The following is a 24,121-nucleotide window of genomic DNA, read 5'->3' on the forward strand; positions in this document are numbered from 1 at the left end:
ATCAAACTCCTAGACCTTATAAAATACGCTCCATATGATCAAACTCGAAATAGATTCTGATTAATATTCAATCTTCAAAGTCATACCCTCCACGGCCACCCCTTTTGAGCGGGTAATCGGTAATTTTTGTTCTTCGCTGCCACCTAATGTTTCTCCATCCCGTAACGTCACGTCCGAACCGATAACATAATAGGCTATTTCAAGCATGAATCCTTGTAACTCGGTCAAACTATGTTTACTTCCCAATATCTCGATCTCTTCTTTCCCGAAAGCCGTCATCCCGTACGTGTACACGTTATTTCCCACCTCGCTCTGGTACAGGCCGAAATACACCCAAGCCAACACGGGTAAGTTTTCCTCATCCTCCTTCATCATATTGGCCACCTCGATATAAAATTCTGGTTGGAACACGGTTCCGGAAACATAAACGCCAATAGCATTGGGCTGTCTCAGACAAGTAGCGATCACTTTCACGTGTAACTTACCCGCTTCCACCGGGGTCAAGCCATGAGCAAGAACCGCTACCAGCACGTGAGCCTTATGTGTTTTTGTTGTCTCAACGGCTTCCGGCCACATATAATTGGTTTCTGCATAATACTCGGCCTCTCCATCCGGAACTCTCGCCGGCATGAGACTGATCGCCACCAAAGTCTCACCGAGATAAAACACCCGGGTCGATTCGTCTGCACGCGTATCATCACTGGCCATATCTCCCGGTTTATCGGATGGTTCTATTCCCCACTCCGCCTTCAAATCAGCCATGACCTTATCCACGTCGAAACTCACCGAGTTTAGCAACACGGACCCGCAAAAAGTCCCGGCCTTCTCTTCCCCGTTCTCCACCTTCCCATCGTCTTCCTCCACGCCCGTAACTTCAAAAAATGACAACCCGTTGGAAATATCCTCGATCAGCGAAGTAAATTCCTCGTCTCCCGGCATCAAAGCCAAACCTCTCCCGGCAGCCTCTAGCGCCTCTTCGGTTCTTTGACATCCATACAATAATTTGCTATACACCAACCATCCCCACGGGTAATCCGCCTCCACCGTCACCGCACGTTCGGCATACGGCAATGCCTCTTCCAGTCTCATTTGATGCATTAAGGCCACGGCCATTCGGTAATTCCAAACACCACTCTCACGTCCTTGGTCTTCCACTTCACGCAACCACTCTTCCGCGTCCCGATAAAACCCCTGATTCAAATAAGCATAAGCAAGACACAAAACCGCCTCGTAAAATTGACCGGGATTTTTCAGCTCTGGCAGAGCCTCTATAATTGCATCGTAATCTTCTTCTTCCGCCCAATCCCGGATCTGTTCCATTAACGCCTCAACACTCGGATATTCCATATTTCTATTATTTAAATTATTATTACATCAAAAAAGCAAATAATAATGATGTAAGATCAGAATAGCCCCAACAGGCATGACAATCCCAAACAACAGGACAGGCCATACCGTAGCCGGAATGTCCGAAGACAGGTCTTTATCCTTCATACAACCTCTTTTTGCATTGCGGCAAATATAAAGGAATAAATCGGAAATGCACTCCCGGAAGTCTCTTATTTAAAATTTATTCCAGATTCTTTCCAGAATAAATTACTATTTTTGTTCTATAAAATTTCAACGCCATGAAGATATTAATCATTGAAGACGAAAAAGACTTGCGAGAAGTGATGACCCGATCACTGGAGAAAGAACGTTTTGTCGTGGAGACAGCGGCAGACTATTCTACAGCCCTGCAAAAGATCAATGATTACGACTACGACTGTATCTTGCTGGACATTATGCTCCCCGGGGGTAGCGGTTTGTCGATTCTAGAAGAGCTGAAAAAATTAAAGAAACGGGAAAGCGTGATCATCGTGTCGGCCAAGGATTCCATTGAAGACAAGGTCACGGGACTTGATCTCGGTGCCGATGATTACCTCGCAAAACCATTCCACTTGGCAGAATTACACGCGAGGGTGAAATCCGTGATCCGACGCCATCAAACCGACGGGAATACCGAGATCGAAATTGAAAACCTGACCGTCCGTCCCGACGATCACACCGTGTTCATCAATGGAAAAGAGCTGAAACTCAATCGTAAAGAATTCGATTTGCTCTATTATTTTGTCACCAATCCCAACCGCCTGATCAACAAAACGACGTTGGCGGAAGCCGTGTGGGGCGACAACATTGACCAAGCCGATAGTCTTGATTTTATCTATTCCCAAGTGAAAAACTTACGTAAAAAGATGAAAATCGCCGAGGCCATCCCGGAGATAAAAGCTGTGTACGGGTTCGGGTATAAACTAATCACAACGCCGGAAGCATGAAACTCATCCACCACACGATAAGTAAACTCTCGATCGTGATGATTATTATCCTCACGTTCTGGGCAGGCTTTTTCTTTTATAGCATACTGGATGAAATTCTGGACGAGACGGACGATAGCCTCGAAAACTACAAGCATCTCATCATTCAACAAGTCCAGCGAGACACGGCAGCAATCAACAATAGTAGTGACTTGATGAGCCAATACTTTATCAAGGAAATATCCGAAAAAGAGGCGATTCACTACCAAGAACGTTATTTTGATTCGACCCGTTTCTACGAGCTTGAATACGAGTTCGATCCCGTTCGTGTTTTAAAGACGGCCTTCCGGGGACAGGACAAAAAGTTTTACGAGTTGACCATCATGATCTCAACCTTGGAACAAGACGACATGATCGAGGCAATATTATGGTCAATCGTGATCCTGTACATCACGCTACTTATTTGTATCCTGATCGTTTCCGAATTTGTTTTCAGGAAAAGCTTGGCCCCTTTCTACAAATTACTGGACTGGTTGAACAAATTCACCCTAGGCGGGAAGAATCCCCCGTTGGAGAACCCGACCAAGATAAAAGAGTTCCAACGACTAAACGAAACGATACTTAAAATGACCCGGCGAAACGAAGAGATGTATTCCCAACAGAAACAATTCATCGAAAACGCCTCCCACGAACTCCAGACCCCGTTGGCCATTTGCCGGAACAAGCTGGAATTACTGGCGGAACGACCGGATTGCACGGAAGGGCAACTGGAAGAAATCGAGGACATCCACCGGAATCTAGGACGTATCGTGAAATTGAACAAATCCCTGTTGCTCCTTTCCCGTATCGAGAACGGTCAATTCCACGAAACAAAAGAAGTGGAACTCAACCCGATTATCAAAGAACTCGTGGAAGATTTTCAAGAGATTTACGAGCACAAAAAACTGCACGTGGAAGTGGAGGAAAATGCCGTTTGTAAAATCCATATAAATGAATCGTTGGCAAATATATTAATCACGAACCTGTTGAAAAACGCCATGATACACACCCCGAACGAGGGAAGTATCACCATTCGCATACAATCAACCGGGATCAGCTTCACGAACAGCACAGATGGAAACGCTTTGGATCAATCCCGCCTTTTCACCCGTTTTTACCAAGCCGACAACAAAAAAAGTGATTCCACCGGACTAGGATTGGCAATCGTCCAGAGTATCGTCCATCTTTATCATTTCCACATTTCCTACTCCTTTGACGGTAAACACCGATTCGATTTACAATTCTAATATATCATTCTGTGATTTCCGATTCAATGATTCCGTGATTAAAAAAGGCACACATTCACGGGGAAAAAATCACTGAATCGGAAATCATAAATCACAGAATCTTCAATTTTTTAAATCTAAAATAATTTCGATTCCCAAATCTTTCCAAAATCACCCCTTTACTTTGTTCTCAGAAATTGGAACAAAGAATACAAACATTAAAATTTATATGCCATGAAAACAAGAATGACTATTTTCGCTTCTTTATTGTTAGCCGGATTTGCTTTCACAAGCTGTGACGATGACAATGATAACTACACTCCGGATGAGAAAATCGTGAACGTTCTATACGAAAAATACCCGAACGCACAACGTATCGATTGGGAACTGCAACACGACCACTATGTGGCTGACTTCTATGACAATAACATCGAGAAGGAAGCATGGTTTAACACCAAAGGCGAATGGGTAATGACCGAAAGTGACATTCTATTCAAGAATCTCCCGGAAGCCATACAAACCGCTTTCGCAGAATCGGAATACAAAGACTGGAGAGTGGATGACGTGGATATGCTCGAAAGAGTTGAAATGGAAACCGTGTACGTGATCGAAGTTGAAAAAAGCAAACAGGAATTCGATTTATTCTACGCGGAAGACGGAACTTTAGTTAAAGCCGTAGAAGACGTCGATAACAACAACAATTACCAGCCTAACACGGTTTCTGAAGTCTTGAAAAATTTCATCAACAAGAACTATCCGCAAGCAACAATCGTGGACATTGAAGTCGAAAAAGGAATCACCGAAATCGACATTTTACACGATAACAAAGCCAAAGAATTACACTTCAATAGTGCTAATGAATGGTTATACACGACTTGGGATGTTAGAGAAAGAGACGTTCAGGAAATCGCTAACAAAGTGAAGGCCGCAAATCCCGGTTTCCACATTGATGATATTGATTACAAAGAAAGTGCAGACGGAAATAAAGTATACATCTTCGAACTGGAACAAGGCGATAACGAGAAATACGTGACTGTAGATATGGATGGAAACATCGTGGGATAATAAACAGGTAACATTTAAGTTGTTGTAACGTAAAACAAGAGGATCTTAAATTAGAAATTATGAAAACAACATTAGTTACCGCATTAATCCTACTCACCACCACGTTTGCCTTTAGTAGCTGCAAAGACAGCAGCTACACTCCACCCAAAAACGTCGTGAGTGCCTTTAAAGCCAAATATCCCTCGGCAAAACGAGTAGAATGGGAAGTGAAAAACACGTATCAAGTGGCCGAATTCCATATCGACTTCACGGAAGCCGAAGCTTGGTTTGACAACAACGGCCAATGGGTGATGACAGAAAGCGACGTCAAGTATAGTTCCCTCCCCGTGGTAATCCGCAATAGCTTTGAATCCGGAGAATACGGAAAATGGGAAGTAGAAGACGTTGACAAACTGGAAAGAGCCGGGATGGAAACCATCTACATCATCGAAGCCGAACTCGGGGAACAAGAAGTCGCCCTGCATTATCTGGAAAATGGAACACTGGTAAAAACCCTCATGGATAACGGTCGGGGCTATCAACCGGAGAGCGCACCACAGGCAGTTTTACAATTCATCCGGCAGAAATACCCGCAGGCCAATATCGTGGAAATAGATCAGGATAAAGGGCTATTGAAAATTGACATTATTGATCAACGAATCATGAAAGAAGTAGTGTTCAACCACCAGAATCAATGGGTTGTCACCACGTGGGAAGTACTGCAAAATAATGTTCCGGCTAACGTGATGAACGTGTTGAAAACTTCTTCCTACGCGAACTACCGGATAGATGACATTGATTATGAAGAAAGAGCAGACGGTTCTCTCGTTTACATTTTTGAAGTTGAACAAGGAGATCGGGAATTCGATGTCACGATAGACGCTAACAATCTCAAGATTGTATCTGCAATACCAAAGAATTAATAACCGAAGGGCGGCCTCAAAAGACCGCCCTTTGATTTTACAAGTGTAATTTCACTTCTACCGGTTTCTCTTTCACTTTCACTTCTTCACCTACCCATTTACCGTCTTTATCGAAATAATTCAACGTATATACTTTATTTTTTTCCACCATAAATTCCAACACGTCATTCATATCCTGTGTTGGTCCGGCAGTACGTCCTCCACCGATTTGGTCTTTACCGCAGAAAATGTCCACGTTGGCAGCTACCCGATCATCAGATTTACGCATATTGCGTTTATCTTTAAACATCATGACCTTTAGAGGTACATAATTTCCCCCAGCCAATTGAGATTGATAAACCTCTTGATAAATATCCAAATACCGTTGAGTGACATTGATAGCAGGCACGTACTTAATATTAAAATCCCAAACCAACGGAAAACTCTCCCCCGTCGGTTTGAAAGAAGAGGCCCAGATAGCGTGCATCCGATCCTTTGGATCAGCTTTTCCGGCATCGGCAAGGAACCAAGAACGATCGAGTTCGTTCGGGTAATACTCGGTGAAATACCATTTACCATCCAACCAAACCTCGCACCAGTTATGATTTCCACGGTTATCATGCCAGTTAGCTGTTCCGGCAATACGGGAAGGAATACCCACTGACCGCAAAGCATCCGTTAACAAAATAGACAGACCGCTACAAGAAGCCATTCCCTGACGAATAGACTCTGACGGGTTCTGATCCGGTTTCTCACGAGCCGTGTTGTAATCCACCTTCACTTCATCACGGATGTTCTTGTTCACGGCTTTAATTGCCTCCTCCAAAGTTTTGCAATTCTCCACGTAAGGAGCGAATCTCTTGTAGAAATCGGCACGCCATTGATCTCTTTCCTCGTTCAGTGAAGCGTAAGGCAACACGTCATTCAAGAAAATGGAATCCGGCACGCTCTTCGCCCAAGCAAAACGGTTACGAGCCTCGTATGCCAATTTCACGTTCGACAACAAATCATCCCCTTTCATCGTTTTCAAATCCCGCTCCGGCATGTAAGAAATCAAAAAGGCCACGCCCTCCTTCATTTCCGGCGTCGCACTTTCCAACGCTTTTGCCAGTTCCGGCTGATTCGTTCCCGACGTTTCTAAAGCTTTGTCCAACAAAGCATGATATTTTTCCGGCACTCCCGGATACTTCGCACATGCAAAGCACATGCAACACAACAACAAGATAAATGTACTTCTCATAAATTAATATTGTTTATTACTAAAGTATTTCATGAACTGGGCTCTTTCATAAAGATCCGGATTCTCGATGGACGAATAGGAAAGCATTCCCCGGTAATCCCCGATCGTCTTGAAAGCTTTCGTGTCCATCCATTTCCCGATAAAATTATTTATATCCTCGATCACGTGAATACCCTTCTCGTAAAGAACCGAACAAACTTGAACTGTCGTTGCTCCTGCCAACAATAACTTCACGGCAGCCTCACCGCCATGTACGCCCGTGGATGCAGAAATTTCCAACTTTTTATCCTTCCCGGCCAATATTCCGGTCCATCTCAAGGTTGTCCTCAATTCGGCAGCCGTGCTAAACACGGATGCGGCCCCCATTTCTAATGTATTAATATTTATATCCGGCTCGTAGAATCGATTGAATAACGTAGTTGCATTCGCCCCGTAAGCCTTGATTTTATCCACGAAAGCGGAAAGGTTCGTGAAATAATGACTGATCTTAACAGAAACAGGTATCTTTATCTGGCTCTTGATGGATTTCACGATCTCGAAATACACATTCTCCACTTCCGCACTCTCCCTAAATTCGTTTACAGGCAAAATGAAGACATTCAACTCCAGCGCATCTGCCCCAGCCTCTTCCAACTGGCTGGCAAACGAAATCCATTCACCACCACTAAAACAGTTCACGCTGGCAATCACGGGTATCGTCAAACGACTCTTGGCATTACGAACCAATTCCACGTACTTCTGTATCGTGTTGGAACGAATGTACGTTTTGATATAATCCTCGGCCTCCGGGTAAGCATCACTCATCCCGTAACCGGCCTTGAACACACCGGAAGTCTCCTCGTTAATCTGTTCCTCGAAAATAGATTTCAACACCACGGCTCCCACTCCCGCTTTCTCCATCTCGACCATCTTCTCCACGTCGGACGTTAAACCGCAACTTCCCGCGATAATCGGACTCCGTAACTCCAGTCCCATGTATTTCGTCTTCAAATCTGCCATAATGATTTATTTAAATAGTTAATAATGAATCTTTCAAATTATATATTCGCGTAATTTCTCGCCCCGAAGATGGAACTCCCCACGCGTACCATCGTACTTCCTTCCTCCACGGCTATCCGGTAATCACCGGACATCCCCATGGATAATTCCTTGAATTCAGGGTTCTCCGCAAAATAAGTTGCCTTCAACTCGTCAAAAATCTCTTTCAGGTGATGAAATTCCCGTCTGACCTGCACCTCATCATCCGTGTTCGTCGCCATCCCCATCACGCCCACGATCTTCACGTTCTTCATCTGCTTGTAATCGTTACTCTCCAAGAGAGCTTTCGCCTCTTCCATATCCAACCCGAACTTAGTTTCCTCACTGGCTATATAAAATTGCAACAGGCAAGGGATCACCCGATCATGTTTTTTCCCCTCCTTGTCAATGGTCTCCAACAATTTCAAGCTCTCCACACCATGAATCAAAGAAACGAAAGCGGCCATATACTTCACTTTATTCGTTTGTAAATGACCGATCATGTGCCATTCTATATCTTTGGGAAGTACCTCGTACTTCTCCGCTAGTTCCTGTACCCGGTTTTCCCCGAATACTCTCTGCCCAGCCTCGTATGCCTCCACTATCGCCTCCACGGGCTTTGTTTTCGATACGGCAACTAATTTTACTCCTTCCGGCAAACTACCGGCAATCTCTTTCAAATTTTCTACAATACTGTTCATTCCTTTTCAACATTTAACATGCCCTTGAAATACTACGGACTTACAAATATAACGTAAAATCAGAATATAATGTCAGTATACAAGCGTTAAAAATTAACGTTTATACCCTTCCGTTACAGGTTCTCGGGTCACAAGTCGCAAGTTAATTGAAATTTACCCGTGCATGGCATTCCCGCAGCCCGAAGAACAGACAAAGTAAAAAACGTTTCATGTTCTTCTACTCTCACGGAATTTTGTTAATTTTGAATCTTGAAAAAGTGGAAACATGCACAGGTATTTTATTGAATTAGCATATAACGGAAGTGGATATAACGGTTGGCAGATACAACCCAATGCCCCCTCTGTCCAAGAAGAAATCAACAAGGCTCTCTCCCTCTTGTTGAAACAAGAAATCAACGTGACCGGGGCCGGACGAACAGACACGGGAGTACACGCATCGTTTTTCGTGGCCCACTTTGAGAGTGATGTCGCCATTTCTCACACGAAAGCCTTGGCAGACAAACTCAATCGTTTCTTGGGAAAAAACATCGCGATCAAAGATATATACGCCGTGTTGCCTGATATGCATGCTCGATTTTCGGCAATATCGCGTACGTACAAATATTATATCAATAAAAGCAAGAATCCGTTTACTTACCCGTTTGCCTACCGACCGCACCCCCTACCGGACATCCGGTTAATGAACAACGCTTGTGAACTTCTCCTGCGTTACGAGGATTTCACCAGTTTCTCCAAACTGCACACGGATGTAAAAACGAACATCTGCCATTTGATGGAGGCCAACTGGGAAGAAACGGATGAACAACTTGTATTCACGATCAAAGCCGATCGTTTCCTGCGTAACATGGTACGTGCCATCGTGGGAACATTGTTGGATGTAGGGCAAGGACGTATCACGCTGGAACAATTCCAACAGATTATTGAAAGCAAGGATCGATGCAAAGCAGGAACTTCCGTTCCCGGTAATGCCTTGTTTCTTTGTGATATTGAATATCCCCCGTGTAAACTATAATATTGAAACACATGAAAACAAAACTATTCATCATATCCTTTTTCCTGATTTTACTCACAGCGAGTACGTCAGCCTCCGTCAAGTTGTCCAAAGACGCCACGATCAGTATTCTGACGTGTTCCCCGGGTAACGAACTCTACTCGCTGTTCGGACACACGGGCATCCGGGTGGTTGACAAGGCAAACAACATGGATATTGTTTTCAATTACGGAACGTTTGATTTTGCAACCCAAGGATTCTATTTCAAATTTGCACGTGGACTACTTCCCTACCAATTATCGTGTTCCGAATTTCGTCGTTTTTTATCTTCCTACATTCATGACGAACGTAGCGTGTATTCCCAGATCTTAAACCTAGATTCCATTCAAAAGCAATACTTGATGGACTTGCTCGTTGAAAATCATGAACCTGCAAACCGGGAATACCTCTACAACTTTCTATATGACAATTGTTCAACCCGGGTTCGGGACATCATAGAGAAAAGTACAGGTAATCAAATCACATGGATTGCCCAGCCTTCCACGAAAAGCTTTTGGAATCTTCTGGATGAATACCTAGGTCGTTCCCCTTGGATTCAATGGGGTATTCACACGATCCTCGGCTCTCCCGCAACCTCCACGGCTACCATCCATGAACAAATGTTTCTTCCCGATTACCTCATGTATCGTTTAGATTCCGCGGCATATAATGGGACTCCACTCGTGCAACCGATAGAGACAGTATACGAGGCCCCGGAACAAGACCTTTCAACACCTTGGTATTTCTCCCCGTTCTTTGTTTTTGCCATTTGTACGCTTGCACTCATTTTATTTTTACAAAAGGTAAAAAGCCGCCGTTTGCTAAAAGCTATCGCTATTCCCTTCTTTATTGCGACAGGCGTTGTCGGGTGCCTCATCGTCTTTTTGTGTTTCTTCACGAAACATCCCACGATGTTCCCCAACTTCAATGCTTTCTGGGCAAATCCGTTAAACCTCATCGCCGCTTTCTTCCTCGGTAAACGCACTCTACCGTGGATCATCAATAAATACTTGTTCATCTACCTCTATCTCTTGATCATCGGCTTTTTGCTATGGTTCCTGTTCGTTCCGGCAGTTCCCTATGCTTCCATGGTCATCATGATATGGATGATATACCTCTGCATCCGTCTTCGACAAAGCGGGAAATAATATTTTTCGAGATTCTTTGCCTCAGCTCTTGCAGATTGAAATAAAACCTCTATATTTGCACTCGCAATTCAGCGATGGTACCATAGCTCAGTTGGTAGAGCAAAGGACTGAAAATCCTTGTGTCCCCGGTTCGATTCCTGGTGGTACCACTGAAAATGAGAGAGTTACGAAAGTAACTCTCTTTTCTTTTATCTCAAAAAATGTCATTTTCAGCCCAATGTTTAAACCAAGAATTAAACCGAAAACCAGAATCAGCAAGAAATCCCATACATTTTGTCAACCAGAAGGTCAACCAAATGACCATAGAGTAAAAATCTAATCAAATAAATTGTTCGAATTATACTGGAAAAAATTCTTTCTTATTCTACTTTTGTGGTCGCTAAAAAAGTAACACGTAGTAAAAGTCGGACAGACATGGAGGCGACCAAGGCCTCCCGTTGATCTACCAGAAATATTTCTTATTTTTGCAACCGAACAAGAATCGTTATGAAAGCGCTATTCATCAAAATCATCCCTTACGTAACCGTGCTACTCGCCATGATAGCCTGGGGAATCGGATATGCCATTTACGGGGAAACACTAATTGATTGGTGGGAACCTCTCTCGATGGCTCTTATACTCGCTATCGCTACTCTGTTCTTGTATAAAAACTGGCAATGGTTAACTCGTTCCAATAGTAAAATATTGAATGGTATATGCCATCTATTTCATGTAAGCGCTCTCTGTTATTTCTTAATATTAGGCGGGAATCTTATATTGGCTGATCCGTCTTCTACTCGGGAAGAAAAAGTAACCGTACTCTCAAAACATATCGAAACACACAAGCAAACCCGTAGAGTCGGAAACCACCGTTATGTTCCAGCCGGGGAAAGAAAAGAATATTACCTGCAAGTAATTTTCGAAAACGGGACACGAAAAAAACTCCCGGTTTCACTCTCCACCTATAACAAGACACGTACGAACGCAACTAGGACACTAACCCTAGAAAAAGGATTCTTCGGCTATACCATTATCAAAAAAGGAATCTAAAACTATTCCTGTCGATACAAATCATTTGCCTGTTGAAATTTGGATGCCATCTGTTGCACCAACACAGGTGGTGATAGCACCCGAATCCCTTCGGCAAATCCACAAATCTCCCGTCTTAGCTCTTGATTTATAACCACCTCAATCTCGAACACGATTGCCCCGTCTTTTTGTCTTTCCACCACCCGTTGCGACTTATGCAGGGGTTTGGTTTCCACGTATGGAGCGTTGAGTCGATCTACCCAAAAACGAACCACCTCAGCCCTTGATCCAGTGTTTTTAGTTACCCCGACAAGATCGTCAAAAAACGTGACCGGATCAAACACCGTGTTTTCCCTGTAAGATTCCTCTTTAGCAATCTCAAGACTATGAATACGGTCAAGGGCCAAGTTTACAAGCACGGATATTCCCTGTTTTACCCCGAACACGAACCAACGATTCCGGTACTCTTTTAGTAAATAAGGATAGAACAAAAACGAGGATGCGGATCGGGCCTTGAAAGACCGGTATTTCATCCGCAGCACTTGTTTGCTCACCACCGCGTGATAAATCATATCCAGATAATCAATCCCCTTCAGACTCTCGTTCTTCTCGAAATCAATCACCGGGATTGTTTTCTGACGGGCTGAAGTCACATGATCCTCCAAACGACTGATAATATCCCCCATATTCGAGAAGTAAGAGAACCCTTTAAACTGGCGCAACACCTCCACGGCCTCCGACATCACTTTCAAATCCTGCTCCGACAAGGGAGTGTTCGTGATACTATACTCCTCGTCTTCGTATCTATAGTATTTATTATCATATACCACGATCGGGGCATTATAACCCAATTTCTCGCTACGCATCATCTGTATATCCATCTGAATCGTGCGCCGACTAATTCCTTTCGTGATCCCCTCGTACTCGTACAAGGCATCGGAACACGCGTCAATCAAATCTTCAAGCGTCCATCTTCTATATTTGTTACGCAGGCAGTTATCTATTGTTTTATAACGGATTAGGGCATTACGATTCGCTGGCATAAAAACAGAATAAAAATTATTTTTTCAAAAATATGAAAATAATTTCAGTTACGCAAAAAGCTTGCGCACCCACCTATGCATCTTTGTGGTGTAAAACGAAAAAAGATACAATTATGAAATTCAATTTTACAAACAAAGGAAAAGACACTACCGTGAATTACATGGGAGCCAAGGCTTACAAAATGACACCGGAAATGGAACTCTATTCAACCGTAGTCACCTGCATGGTCGATGATTCATACTACGAATCAAACACGGACAGGGTTTGCAGGATCAAAAACCTGATCGCGAAATGCAGTCCCGAGTTTGTAGCCAGACTCGCTGTATATGCTCGCACGGAAATGAACTTGCGTTCGGTACCGATGATACTGGCTGTTGAATTGGCAAGATTGTATTCCGGTAACGAGATCGTGAAACGTGCCGTCACGGGTGTGGTGAAACGAGCTGACGAGATCACCGAGATTCTCGCCTACTACCAAATCGCCAACAAACGGGAAGGGACCAAAAAATTGAACCGGTTGTCAAAACAAATACAAAAAGGATTGATCGAATCGTTCAACAGGTTTGACGAGTACCAATTCGCCAAATACAATACCGACTCGGCTGTAAGCTTGCGAGACGCTTTGTTTCTGGTTCACCCGAAAGCAAAGGATGAAGCACAACAGGCTATATTTGACAAAATCGTATCGGGTAACCTAGCTATCCCCTACACGTGGGAAACCGAATTATCCGAACTGGGTAAACAAGCGTTCGAAAACGAGAAAGCGAAAGCCCAAGCCGTTTCCGAAAAATGGGAGGAACTCGTGTCAAGCGGTCAAGTGGGTTACATGGCTCTATTACGAAACTTGCGGAATATCGTCACGAAAAGCACTGATAAAGCATTGGACATGACCTTGAATATCCTGACAAACGAATACCGGATCAGAAAAGCAAAACAAATGCCTTTCCGTTACCTGTCAGCATTCCTGGAAATAGACAAACTGGCCAAAGAAACCTCTATATTCGAAGGAGAAAAAGCGAAAATAAAGAAAGCCTTGGCAGCTTTGGAAAAAGCGCTGGTAATCAGTTGTGACAATATCCCGACCCGCGAGGGAAAAACCGTGATACTATCCGATAACTCCGGAAGTATGTACGGGGACCGGGGTGGAAAATCCCTAGTGTCAGCCATGAGCGAACGGAAAACTTCGGATATTGCCAACTTGTTTGCCGTGTTGTATTGGAACAAATGCAAAGACACTTACGTCGGATTGTTTGGTGATCGGTTAATTGACGCGAACTTGAGTCGCTCGGTAAACGTGTTCGAGAATTTCAACATCATTAACCAAGCTGCCAAGAAATGCGGCCCGGCAACGGAAAGAGGAATATTCGACTACATGGAATATTTAATAAAATCAAAAACGATTATAGACAGAATTGTCATATTCTCTGACTGTCAGGTCGGTGACGGATGCAACTGGTACGATCACAAAGGAAATCGGGGAGAAAACTTCAACCGCCTTTTCCAGAAATACCTGAAGATCAACCCGGACGTGAGGGTCTATACGGTTGACTTGAGAGGTTACGGGAACAGCATGACAAAAGATAACGGCAACGTGATCCTCGTCAGCGGGTGGAGTGAAAAAATATTCGATATGATATATTATATCGAACAAGGTTCCTCGGTTGTCAACGAAATAATGAAAATAGAAATATAAAAGCGTTCTTTGAAACAAAAATATAAAGCAAGTGCCGTAGATAAGAGTTACTTCGCATGTAACGCCCGGGTCGCGGGTTCGAATCCCGCCACTTCCACGATCTGTAAACTACGAACAAGGGAGTGTAGCTCAGTGGGTAGAGCAGGAAACAGTCTCTTATCGCTTGTAGCCTTGCTTTTAAATTACTAAAACAGGATGTCGTAGAGAAGGGTTACTTCGACTCAATTTAGGGGAGGAATAGTGAGGTCGTAAAATCGACGAGACTATCCGGTTCGACTCCGGCAAGTCATGCCCCGTTTCCTTTCTCGCTTGTTACTCCTGTTTTTTACAAATGAAACTCACGCGGATGCCGTAAAACAGGGTTACTTCGTTAAAGTGGTCACCACGGGTTCGAATCCCGTACGATCCTTGTTTGCCCGTTGCTCCGCGTATATTAAAAACAAAAATGATGATAGAATTAAAAGGAACATATAATCAAGATTGCAAAATCTTCATCGACGAAGTGGAAACCGAGGCCATCGAGTTGGTCCGGAACATTCTGAATCAGGAAATCTCTGCCGGAGTACAAGTACGAATCATGCCGGATACCCACGTGGGTAAGGGAATCGTGATTGGATTCACCATGCCCGTGACACGAATGGTCAACCCGAACTATATTGGTGTGGACATCGGTTGTTCCGTCACCACGTTCAAATTAAACCAGCGAATCGAAGAAGAACAATTCCCGACACTGGACCATGCCATCCGGCGTTCCATTCCCATGGGAATGCATATCCGAAAGGAGAAGAACTTGGATGACTGGTGGATTACCCCCTATTTTGAAACCGTGAATAATAACCTTCATGCCTTTCAACAAAAATGGTTCCAGCGATTCGGGGAAACCAAAGATTCCATTCTAGTCGATAAAGAATATATCTCCCGCTTGTGTAAGAAAATCGGTATCAAAGAAAGTACCTTCTATTGTTCCGTGGGTACACTAGGTGGTGGAAATCATTTCATTGAACTAGGAGAATCTGCCAAAGATGGTTCACATTACCTGACCATTCACTCCGGTTCTCGTCATTTCGGGTTGAAGGTGTGTAATTATCATGCCAAGAAAATGCATAAAACGACCGTTCTTCCGGAAGAGTACCATGAAGAATTCAAGTCTATCACGCGTAACACTCTACCGACAAGTGATATTCCCCAGAAACTGGAAGAGTTAAACAAACGTTACCACGTCGGAAAAAGGGAATATATGCTTGAAGGAGAAGACATGTATGAATATCTTGTCGATATGGTTATTGCTCAAACTTACGCGCAATTCAACCACAAGGCTATGGCAAAAGCCATATTCAAAGACTTGGGTGAAAATTATCAAGCCGTGGACACGGTTTACTCCATGCATAATTTCATCGACACGACGGACTGGATCATCCGAAAAGGAGCCATTCGGGCTTATCAAGGTGAAAAAATGGTTATTCCATTCAACATGCGTGACGGTTTGTTGATTTGTGAAGGAAAAAGTAACCCGGACTGGAACTGTTCCGCCCCTCATGGAGCCGGAAGGGTACTTGCCCGGAACAAAGCACTGAAAACACTGGATATGGAGGAATTCACAAAAGAAATGGAAGGCATTTATTCCACCTCCGTCTGCCGACAAACCCTTGATGAATCCCCGATGGCGTATAAAGATAAAGATTTGATCATGCTAGCGATACAAGACACGGCAACGATCATCGACACGATCAAACCAATCATGAACATCAAAGCTTTGTAAAACAATAAAATTCTGAAAAAATGGAAATAAACGAATGAAAAATATGTTTACTTTTGTCTTCGTTAAGCAACCCAAACACATCTATGAAGGTTCAAATAGAAGAAAGTTGGCAACAACGCTTACAGGATGAATTTGACAAGCCCTATTTCGAGAAATTAGTGGCGTTTGTCAAGAGTGAATACAAGAAAGCTCATGTACTTCCTCCGGGACACCAGATATTTCATGTATTCAACGCCTGCCCCTTTGAAAAAGTAAAAATTGTCATCTTGGGACAAGATCCCTATCCTAATCCGGGCCAATATTACGGGGTATGTTTTTCCGTACCGGATGGGGTAGCTATTCCCGGCTCTCTGGCAAATATTTTTAAAGAAATACACATGGACCTAGGGACACCCATCCCGACCTCCGGGAATCTGGACCATTGGGTAGCCCAAGGGGTATTCCCCATAAACTCGGTACTCACGGTTCGGGCGCACGAAACGGGATCTCACAGAGACAAAGGTTGGGAAATTTTTACCGATGCCGTGATCAAAAAATTAAGTGATGAACGGGAGAACTTGGTTTTCATGTTATGGGGAAGTTATGCCAAACAAAAGATGTCACTTATTGATACTCGCAAACATCTTGTGTTAACCACCGTACACCCCTCTCCCCGTTCTGCCGAGTATGGTTTCTTCGGTTGTAAACATTTCAGTAAAGCCAATGCTTTTCTACGAAGTAAGGGTATTCAAGAAATCAACTGGTAAACATGAAATTAAAAAAGCAGCATCCTTACGGATACTGCTTTTTTAATTAATTCTCTTTCATGATACTGTAATAATAGAAATCTATCACCTTTCCATTTTTCACGGCCGCCTTGTGCAACACCGCCTCCAATTGGTACCCTGCTTTCTCCAATACGCACATGGATCCCGGATTGTAATCAAAAACCAAGGCGTAAAGTTTTTGGTAACCGAACGTTTCAAATGCGTATCGCGTGACGGCAGCCACGACTTTAGGCATAATTCCCCGTCCCCAGTAAGGTTCTCCCAGCCAATAACCGATTTCGGCAGTTACCCGTTCAATGTCACCTTCTGAACCAAACCCGATACTTCCTACTGCTTTCCCATCCACCTCGATCGCAAATCGCATCGGGGGTACAGGCATGGCATGAACCATACTGATATAATCAAAAGCATCTTGTTTCGTGTATGGATGCGGAAAGTGATCCATAACATTATTCCAAATCTTCTCATTATTGGCATTTTCGGCTAAAGAATCACAATCCGAAAAACGCCATTCACGCACCACGAATCCCTCACCTTCAATCCTAACACTGTGCTTTTTTTCCCGTAACATTAAGAACTCATTTCCCTGATTCATCGATCGGGGCAAATCGCTTACACCTGTTTTCATAATTGCTAGATTCCTTGGAATCTCTCCTTTATCATTTTTTGTTTTTGTATATTAAAACTACGCAAACATACGTAGTTTAATAATATCTTGTTCAGTCCCCCTCAAATAAATTTTTCAACCGTCAATCTCACAAAATAGCCAAGCCCGCATGAAGATAAATCCCGTATTCCAACAAAGAAAACAACAAAAGTCGGGCCGCATATTATGCTAACCCGACTTTCAAATCTAACAAATCGAAATTAAAAACACACTATTTCACGATAATCGTGAAACAATTATCCACGTCTTTAGAATACCCCTCGTTCGAAAACGTAAGTGAAATCACATAACGTCCCACGGGAATATCATGATGACAAGAGACATTTAACATTCCATCCCCTTTCACGGTCAACACGGCTTTCAATTTCCCGGCATCTCCATCATTACTCGTCACGCTTTTAATCGAAACATAAATCGGAGCCGTTCCGTCCACCCCTTCAATCGGGGTACTCGTCCACGGGATGTTATATTTATCCCGTGTATAATCCTCGCCTCCTCCTATTTCAAGCGTGGGATAAATTCCCATTTCAATGCAACTTTCAGGATCAAATCCCATATCAATATATTCCTCGTATTCCGGGTTAGGGATAATTTCCGGAACAGCATTATCCAAAACAACCTTTACCTCCAATGAATCAATTTCATAACCGGCCTTTTCAATATTTAAGAAACCAATGGTCACATCCTGACAAGAAGTCAAGACCGCCACAAACAATATCCATATTATATTTCTCATAACCATCCAATTAAATATGTCCTAATCGATACGAGTAATTCAACGCATGTACCACGCCATTCGTCGGTTGAATATCCGGAGAAGACATGGGAATCTTTCCCCACGAAGGCGACCAGCATCTCAAATTTACCTCTCCGGCATCCGGCACCCCGGCGTAATCGCTACCCTCCCGGTAAGCGATAAAACGATTCCCCGCCAAACAGGTAATCCAAGTTCCCCCGTCCTGCCCCGATTCATTGATCTCGAACTCTTTATTTTTATAAGCAATGTCCTCCTTTAAAATCTTTCCTTTTGTAACGTGCTTCAACAGGAATTCCCTACAAAGCGACTTCGGAATATCCGAAACCTTCGTGTACACCTTCGTCAAATCTTCATTCTCGTGTGAATCAAAAATAAAACGTTGTATGGAATAAGAAGGTATTCCCCAAAATGTGATCACTGGCATCGTGTCCACTTTTCCCTCGAACAAATCCGTCAACCCGGCGTGTTCAATCATTTGTACTGTTAATTCCCAATTATAGGTATCTCCACGCATATAATCCATCATGTTACAATCATGGTAAGGTGACGATACTCCCGAATTAATCACATCCTGTTGCGTGCAAGCACTCAAAACTCCCATACAACACAATATCAATATTATAACTCTCATTATTCTAAATTTTAAAATTCTAAATTACATATACCGCAACCAGTATGAATTCTGGCGCATCAACGTATTTTTACTAAACGCGCCACTTCCAATTGCATTAAAGAAACACCCGTCTATAAAATCCTGATCGGAGGCTTTTCGGAAACCTTCTTCCAACTCCATCCGCACGTATCCATTCCGGATCACGTCATAATACCGGTACCCCTCCATCAACAACTCTTTCTCCCGTTCCTTAAAAATTGCATAACGTAAATCCCCGCCATATTCTGAAGAAGAATAGAGTTTAGCATTTGCCCGGCGGCGAATCGTGTTCAAATCCTCTATCGCCCCAGCAACATATTCCCCTCCCAAACGGGCCCGACATTCTGCCCGCAACAGGATAATATCAGCTAAACGCCACCAAATTTTGTTTTGATTAATATTACGCCAATATTTTCCCCATCCATCATCTTTATAATAACCATATCTCCATTTATAGGGATAAGCAAAGCCATGAGTTATTTCCACGCTATCCGGATGGGCCATTTCCTCAAACTTATAAAAATAAGCGTCTTTACGCAAATCACCATCGGGAAACATCTCCTGTACAGTCGTTGTTTTAATATTAAAAGCATTCCATTCATTGTCCGAAGGCATGGCAAGATTATTAATCGGCCAGTTCTCGTAATCTTTTGCAGGATTGAATTTCAACGCTTCCCACATGCCCCCCATTTCCACCCATTGGTCCTTGTACACGGATTCGAAAATACTTTCCTTACTCCCCCCAACCATGACCTCCGTGCAAACCTCTTCCGGGGACGAGGCCAATTGATAAATAGACGAATCGATTACCCACGAACAAGCCCGTTCCGCTCTTAGCCAAAGTTCCCGTTCGTCGTAATCTCTCTGGTCTTCCCGGGCAAAATACTTTCCCCCGGCTTTCCATGCGCATAAATGAGCTAACAAAGCATTCGCTGCACCCTTACAAGGAGTTGATTTATAGCGGGCAAACTGCCCTTTAGAATCCTTTATTTCCGAGAAATCGGGTAATGCATCCACGGCCTCCTGTGCCACTTCTATCGCGTAATCTGCAATTTCCGTCCACGGGGATTTAGCCACCGGCTCGGGTTCCACCTCATCTTTAATCAACACGCACTCCCCCCATTCTTTCAATAAATCATAATAAATAAAAGCCTTTAGAAAATACCCTTGACCAAGATACAAATTCTTCCGATCTTGATCAAGATCACTGTGTTTCGCTAAATATATCGTCCGGTTAGCCACGGAAATCACGTTATATTGCTGCCCCCAATCTCCACCCGGAATCACTTGCGGGTCCAGATTCCGTCTCAAAGAAAGAGTATATTCCACCTCATCAGCATAACTACCATTCACATAATTTGAACCATTATTATAGTGCATCATCATATAAGTCCTGATAATCGCTTGCGCCCCCCGAACAGATGCTTCCAACTCTTTCTCTGTCATGCTATTCCCGTAAGTCAAGGAATTCTTAGGTTCCATTTCTAAAAGATCCTCGCACCCGGCAAGCAACCAAATGCTTGTTATCAAAATAATAATATGTTTCATCTGCTTAAAATTTAACCGTTAAACCCAATGTAAACTTACGTGCCAAGGGATAATTTTTCCCATCATCGAATCCCGTACGCACGTCCACGATTTCGGGATCGAGACCGGAATAATTGTGCCAAGACAAAAGATTCTCCCCACTCACGAAAAAACGTACCTGTTCCAACTTACAAGATTTCATTAAAGATGCCGGCAACGTGTACCCGATAGACAATGTTTTTAACTTTAACCAATTCACCTTTTCCACATCCCGATCTGTAGTATTATAGTTCCCAACCCCTTGATCGGTTTGCCATTGCGTGTATCTCGCTCCCGTGTCTCCCGGTTGCTGCCAGAAATGCTGCTTATTCATATTCAGCAAAAACGGATGTAAGATTTCGTTCGGATAACTTGTCTTTAGTGAGGCATTTGCCTGTGCATTCACGATATGTCGGCCGATTTGGAAGGTAACCGACATATTCAGATCGAAATTCTTCCAACGTACCTCGTTCACGATACCTCCCGTCACGACAGGTAAAGCACTCCCTTGGTAAATCCGATCTTCTTCACTGATAATTCCATCCCCATTTACATCTATAAATTTATAATCTCCCGGCTTATAAAATGTACTTTTATCTCCATTATTCAAATAAGAACTGATTCCCGCATTATTGTAAGTAACAGGCAATTCATCCTGTTTATTCACAAAACCATCGGTTGCCAAAGTATATATCCCATTTAAAGCCTTCCCGATAATACCAATTCGGGGAATATCCTCCCCCGTGTATGACTTCTCGAATCGATTCCAATTCTTGGCCCCGTTCACTGAAATCTTCCAATACAAATTATCATTCCGGAATATCTCGTACCGGATCAACAATTCAATCCCTTCGTTAGATACCGCCGCTGCATTTCTCCATTGATAAGCAAAACCGTTATAATCCCCCGGTAATTCAATCTGCCATAACTTATCACTTGAATAACGATAGTAATAATCTAACGTCAAACCCAAGCGATAATTGAACATATCCATATCCAACCCGAAATCATACTGGTCTGTTTTCTCCCACGATAACTCCTCGTTATACAACCCGTTTCCCCACGACAAGGTACTCTCTCCCATAAACGGCTGTCCGGAATACAGCGATCCCAAAGCCAAGTAACACTCCTCGAAATGCATCCCGGAACGTCCCCAACTGGCCCTGATCTTTCCAAAACTCAACCATTCCAGATTATCCTTGATAAAACTCTCCTCGCTAAAATTCCATCCCCCGGCAATGGAAGGAAAGGTTCCCCATCTATTTTTCGCCCCGAAGGTTGAACTTCCATCCCGACGAAAACTTGCTGAAATGAAATACTTTTTCTGATAATCGTACTCCAAACGGGCAAACCACGATAGTAAGGATTTTTCTTTCATGTCTGATTCGTATGCCTGCAAGGGAATCACCTCCTTATAATCGTAAATTTCTTTTTCCGCTAACGTCGGGAAACCACTTGGTACATACTGGATCTTATCACTGGGAGAATTCCGGCCACTGCCCCCATTATATTCCTCTTGATCATATTGGTAGGAAAACCCCGCAAGCACATTAAACGTGTGGTCTTCCTTAAGCGTCTTCGTGTAGGTTAACATGGTTTCGCTCAAAGCCATCACGTTAATTCCGGTCTCCCCTATGCTTATAGAATACCCGTCCGTATCCAAATAAGACGGCGAGAAATAGTGACGTCTATGAATCGAGTAATCCGCGGCAAGAGAAGTTGATACATTCAACCCCTCCAACACGTCATAACCGATCTTTATATTAGCCCTTCCCCTCACGGATCGATTCTTTTCTTTTATACCCTGAAGAGATTTCAACACCTCATCCCACACCACGCTCCCTTTACCGGGAAGTAAGGTTGTCAATTCAAAAGGATCACCGGGAATAACATCCACGTTCGTACTGGTTTGAAAACCTTCCATTTGATTCTCGGAACTTCTTTTACGATTCGTCAATGAAAGATAGAAACGCAAATCCACGTTTAAACGATTCGTCGGAATGACGTTCAGGTTGGTCGTCAAATCGACACGATTAAATCCAGTTCCTTTCAACACACCTGCCTCGTTATAATATCCCAAACCGATACCATAGTTTATCCTGTCCGATCCCCCGTATGCCTGTATATTCGCATTCGTCACTTTCCCCGTTTCAAAGTACATTGGAAAGAAATTCGTGGCATGATTATAAAACGCATTCAAACTATCCTGAAGAATAATCCCGTCTGCCGGTTGTGAATCACTTTTGGGATAAAACCAATCCAGAAAAGACAATCGATTCTTTTCCATCTCGGATATAGAACTCGGGTATTTATATTGCCTGTTTTCCCAATCCAGATAAGCTTTAGGCATATTCCGTAATGCCTTTATCCGCCACCATCGTTCAGCCCGTCCGACCATCAGCGTCGGTAACTTGGGTAACACGCTCCACGTTTGGGAAACATTGACTGAAAAAGTAGCCTTTTGATTCGCCCGTCCTTTTTTCGTTGTCACGATAATCACACCGTTTGCCGCACGAGACCCATAAATAGAGGCTGCCGAGGCATCCTTCAAAACCTGCACGGATTCAATCATATCGGGGTTTATCTCGGCCAACAGGTTCGTACCCGTAATCGGTGAAGTAAACGAATTCAATGGCACCCCGTCAACCACCCACAAGGGATTCGAAAACTGGCGACTCTTCTGTTCCACGTCCAAAGAATTATATCCCCGGATGGTAATAATCGTTCCACCTCCCCCGGGCGCCCCGGTAATGTTCGTCACGTCCATTCCCGCAACCCGTCCCTGCAACAGGCTGGCAATACTCCCCGACGGAATTCCCCTCAATTCATCCGCTTTAATCACCGAGATGGCCCCGGTTGCCTCCCGACGGGTTGTCGTTCCGTATGCCACTACCACCGCCTCATCCAAAGCCTGTATATCTTCTTGCATCACGATCCGAATCGTATCTCGCGTGGTTGCCGAAAAAGTCAAGCTCTGCGTCTTATAGCCCACGAAAGAAAATTCTAACGCCCCCTTGGCCAAAGGTAACATCATACTGAAAATTCCCTTGGAATCCGTCGCCGTTCCTAAAGTCGTTCCCGTCAATTTCACCGTCACGCCGGGCATGGCCTGTTTTTTCTCATCAACGACTCTCCCCACGATCCGCAATCCTTTTTGAACAGAATCTTTCCCCCACATCGAAGTACGTTCTTTTATAATCACCAGATTATCATCGAAAGTAAATCCCAGTCCCAATTTTGTCAACAACTCGTCAAGAACCTGACTTAACTCTTTATCAACAACTTGAATACTCACCCTCCCCCGGGCTTCCACCACCCGGTGATTGTAAAGGAAACTACAATTAGATTGTCGTTCCAACTCTTGAAACACCTTTTCCAACGACACGTTCCGAAACTCCACAGACACTTTCGTCTGCTGAGAATACACCGCTGCCTGAATCTGAAAAAGACAACACATCGTAAAAATAAATACAAATTTCATCATCAACACGCATTTTCGGACAAAAATCCAACCATCGGATCTTGTGCCGATTCGATTTTTTTTCATACTTTTATACTTTGAAAGTT

General features: G+C 43.5%; 20 protein-coding genes and 1 tRNA gene. 11 read left to right on the forward strand and 10 right to left on the reverse strand.

The window, feature by feature from the left end:
• Positions 1–60: 60 nt before the first annotated feature.
• Complete coding sequence (locus R8806_RS05705; RefSeq protein ID WP_229782921.1) at positions 61–1,347, reverse strand: DUF4261 domain-containing protein; 1,287 nt, start codon at positions 1,345–1,347, stop codon at positions 61–63.
• Positions 1,348–1,628: 281 nt separating this feature from the next.
• On the opposite strand from R8806_RS05705, the gene R8806_RS05710 reads away from it, so the two are divergent.
• The 4 genes from R8806_RS05710 (at position 1,629) to R8806_RS05725 (ending at position 5,526) form a co-directional block, all read left to right on the forward strand.
• Positions 1,629–2,315, forward strand: coding sequence for a response regulator transcription factor (locus R8806_RS05710; protein WP_124315917.1), 687 nt, complete (start codon positions 1,629–1,631; stop codon positions 2,313–2,315).
• Positions 2,312–3,580 (forward strand): sensor histidine kinase, encoded by a 1,269-nt coding sequence (locus tag R8806_RS05715; RefSeq protein WP_124315918.1) that lies wholly within the window; start codon positions 2,312–2,314, stop codon positions 3,578–3,580. Before R8806_RS05710 ends, R8806_RS05715 begins: the two co-directional genes overlap by 4 nt.
• 213 nt (positions 3,581–3,793) lie before the next feature.
• Positions 3,794–4,624: a PepSY-like domain-containing protein gene (locus R8806_RS05720; RefSeq protein ID WP_124315919.1), complete on the forward strand. Its 831-nt coding sequence runs from the start codon at positions 3,794–3,796 to the stop codon at positions 4,622–4,624.
• A gap of 59 nt (positions 4,625–4,683) precedes the next feature.
• Positions 4,684–5,526, forward strand: coding sequence for a PepSY-like domain-containing protein (locus tag R8806_RS05725; RefSeq protein ID WP_124315920.1), 843 nt, complete (start codon positions 4,684–4,686; stop codon positions 5,524–5,526).
• Between the two features lie 37 nt (positions 5,527–5,563).
• On the opposite strand, the gene R8806_RS05730 is transcribed toward R8806_RS05725, so the two are convergent.
• Genes R8806_RS05730 through R8806_RS05740 form a run of 3 tightly spaced genes read right to left on the reverse strand, consistent with a single transcriptional unit; the run spans position 5,564 to position 8,463 of the window.
• Positions 5,564–6,745, reverse strand: a complete 1,182-nt coding sequence (locus tag R8806_RS05730; RefSeq protein ID WP_124315921.1) for a transglutaminase-like domain-containing protein — start codon at positions 6,743–6,745, stop codon at positions 5,564–5,566.
• Between the two features lie 3 nt (positions 6,746–6,748).
• Positions 6,749–7,744, reverse strand: a complete 996-nt coding sequence (locus R8806_RS05735) for a dihydroorotate dehydrogenase-like protein (protein ID WP_124315922.1) — start codon at positions 7,742–7,744, stop codon at positions 6,749–6,751.
• 38 nt (positions 7,745–7,782) lie between these two features.
• Positions 7,783–8,463 carry a YggS family pyridoxal phosphate-dependent enzyme gene (locus R8806_RS05740; protein ID WP_124315923.1) on the reverse strand — a complete coding sequence of 227 codons (681 nt, stop codon included), beginning with the start codon at positions 8,461–8,463 and terminating at the stop codon, positions 7,783–7,785.
• Between the two features lie 265 nt (positions 8,464–8,728).
• Between R8806_RS05740 and truA the strand changes: the two genes are divergently transcribed.
• From truA to R8806_RS05760, 4 genes are all read left to right on the forward strand, one after another.
• Positions 8,729–9,475 (forward strand): tRNA pseudouridine(38-40) synthase TruA, encoded by a 747-nt coding sequence (truA, locus tag R8806_RS05745; protein WP_124315924.1) that lies wholly within the window; start codon positions 8,729–8,731, stop codon positions 9,473–9,475.
• Positions 9,476–9,486: 11 nt separating this feature from the next.
• Entirely contained in the window at positions 9,487–10,641 is a 1,155-nt protein-coding gene (locus R8806_RS05750; RefSeq protein WP_124315925.1) for an Lnb N-terminal periplasmic domain-containing protein, read from the forward strand.
• Positions 10,642–10,717: 76 nt separating this feature from the next.
• Positions 10,718–10,790 (forward strand) — tRNA-Phe (locus tag R8806_RS05755).
• Between the two features lie 337 nt (positions 10,791–11,127).
• A complete protein-coding gene (locus R8806_RS05760; RefSeq protein WP_124318136.1) occupies positions 11,128–11,670 on the forward strand; it encodes a DUF2500 family protein in 543 nt (180 codons plus the stop codon).
• Between the two features lie 2 nt (positions 11,671–11,672).
• On the opposite strand, the gene R8806_RS05765 is transcribed toward R8806_RS05760, so the two are convergent.
• Positions 11,673–12,692, reverse strand: coding sequence for a helix-turn-helix transcriptional regulator (locus tag R8806_RS05765; RefSeq protein WP_124318137.1), 1,020 nt, complete (start codon positions 12,690–12,692; stop codon positions 11,673–11,675).
• A gap of 113 nt (positions 12,693–12,805) precedes the next feature.
• On the opposite strand from R8806_RS05765, the gene R8806_RS05770 reads away from it, so the two are divergent.
• The 3 genes from R8806_RS05770 to ung all read left to right on the forward strand — a co-directional run bounded on the left by R8806_RS05770 (position 12,806) and on the right by ung (position 16,891).
• Entirely contained in the window at positions 12,806–14,386 is a 1,581-nt protein-coding gene (locus tag R8806_RS05770; protein ID WP_164720015.1) for a TROVE domain-containing protein, read from the forward strand.
• Positions 14,387–14,831: 445 nt separating this feature from the next.
• Complete coding sequence (locus R8806_RS05775) at positions 14,832–16,145, forward strand: RtcB family protein (RefSeq protein ID WP_229782922.1); 1,314 nt, start codon at positions 14,832–14,834, stop codon at positions 16,143–16,145.
• 83 nt (positions 16,146–16,228) lie between these two features.
• Entirely contained in the window at positions 16,229–16,891 is a 663-nt protein-coding gene (gene ung / locus R8806_RS05780) for a uracil-DNA glycosylase (RefSeq protein WP_124317155.1), read from the forward strand.
• 46 nt (positions 16,892–16,937) lie between these two features.
• On the opposite strand, the gene R8806_RS05785 is transcribed toward ung, so the two are convergent.
• The 5 genes from R8806_RS05785 to R8806_RS05805 form a co-directional block, all read right to left on the reverse strand.
• Positions 16,938–17,540, reverse strand: coding sequence for a GNAT family N-acetyltransferase (locus R8806_RS05785; protein ID WP_229782923.1), 603 nt, complete (start codon positions 17,538–17,540; stop codon positions 16,938–16,940).
• A gap of 250 nt (positions 17,541–17,790) precedes the next feature.
• A complete protein-coding gene (locus R8806_RS05790; protein ID WP_124317154.1) occupies positions 17,791–18,315 on the reverse strand; it encodes a hypothetical protein in 525 nt (174 codons plus the stop codon).
• A 10-nt stretch (positions 18,316–18,325) separates the two neighbouring features.
• Positions 18,326–18,967, reverse strand: a complete 642-nt coding sequence (locus tag R8806_RS05795) for a hypothetical protein (protein WP_124317153.1) — start codon at positions 18,965–18,967, stop codon at positions 18,326–18,328.
• Positions 18,968–18,991: 24 nt separating this feature from the next.
• Entirely contained in the window at positions 18,992–20,536 is a 1,545-nt protein-coding gene (locus R8806_RS05800) for a RagB/SusD family nutrient uptake outer membrane protein (RefSeq protein ID WP_124317152.1), read from the reverse strand.
• Positions 20,537–20,540: 4 nt separating this feature from the next.
• Positions 20,541–24,038: a SusC/RagA family TonB-linked outer membrane protein gene (locus R8806_RS05805; RefSeq protein ID WP_241241697.1), complete on the reverse strand. Its 3,498-nt coding sequence runs from the start codon at positions 24,036–24,038 to the stop codon at positions 20,541–20,543.
• Positions 24,039–24,121: the final 83 nt, after the last annotated feature.

Source organism: Butyricimonas faecihominis, assembly GCF_033096445.1.
In the GTDB taxonomy this organism is placed as follows: Bacteria; Bacteroidota; Bacteroidia; order Bacteroidales; family Marinifilaceae; genus Butyricimonas; species Butyricimonas faecihominis.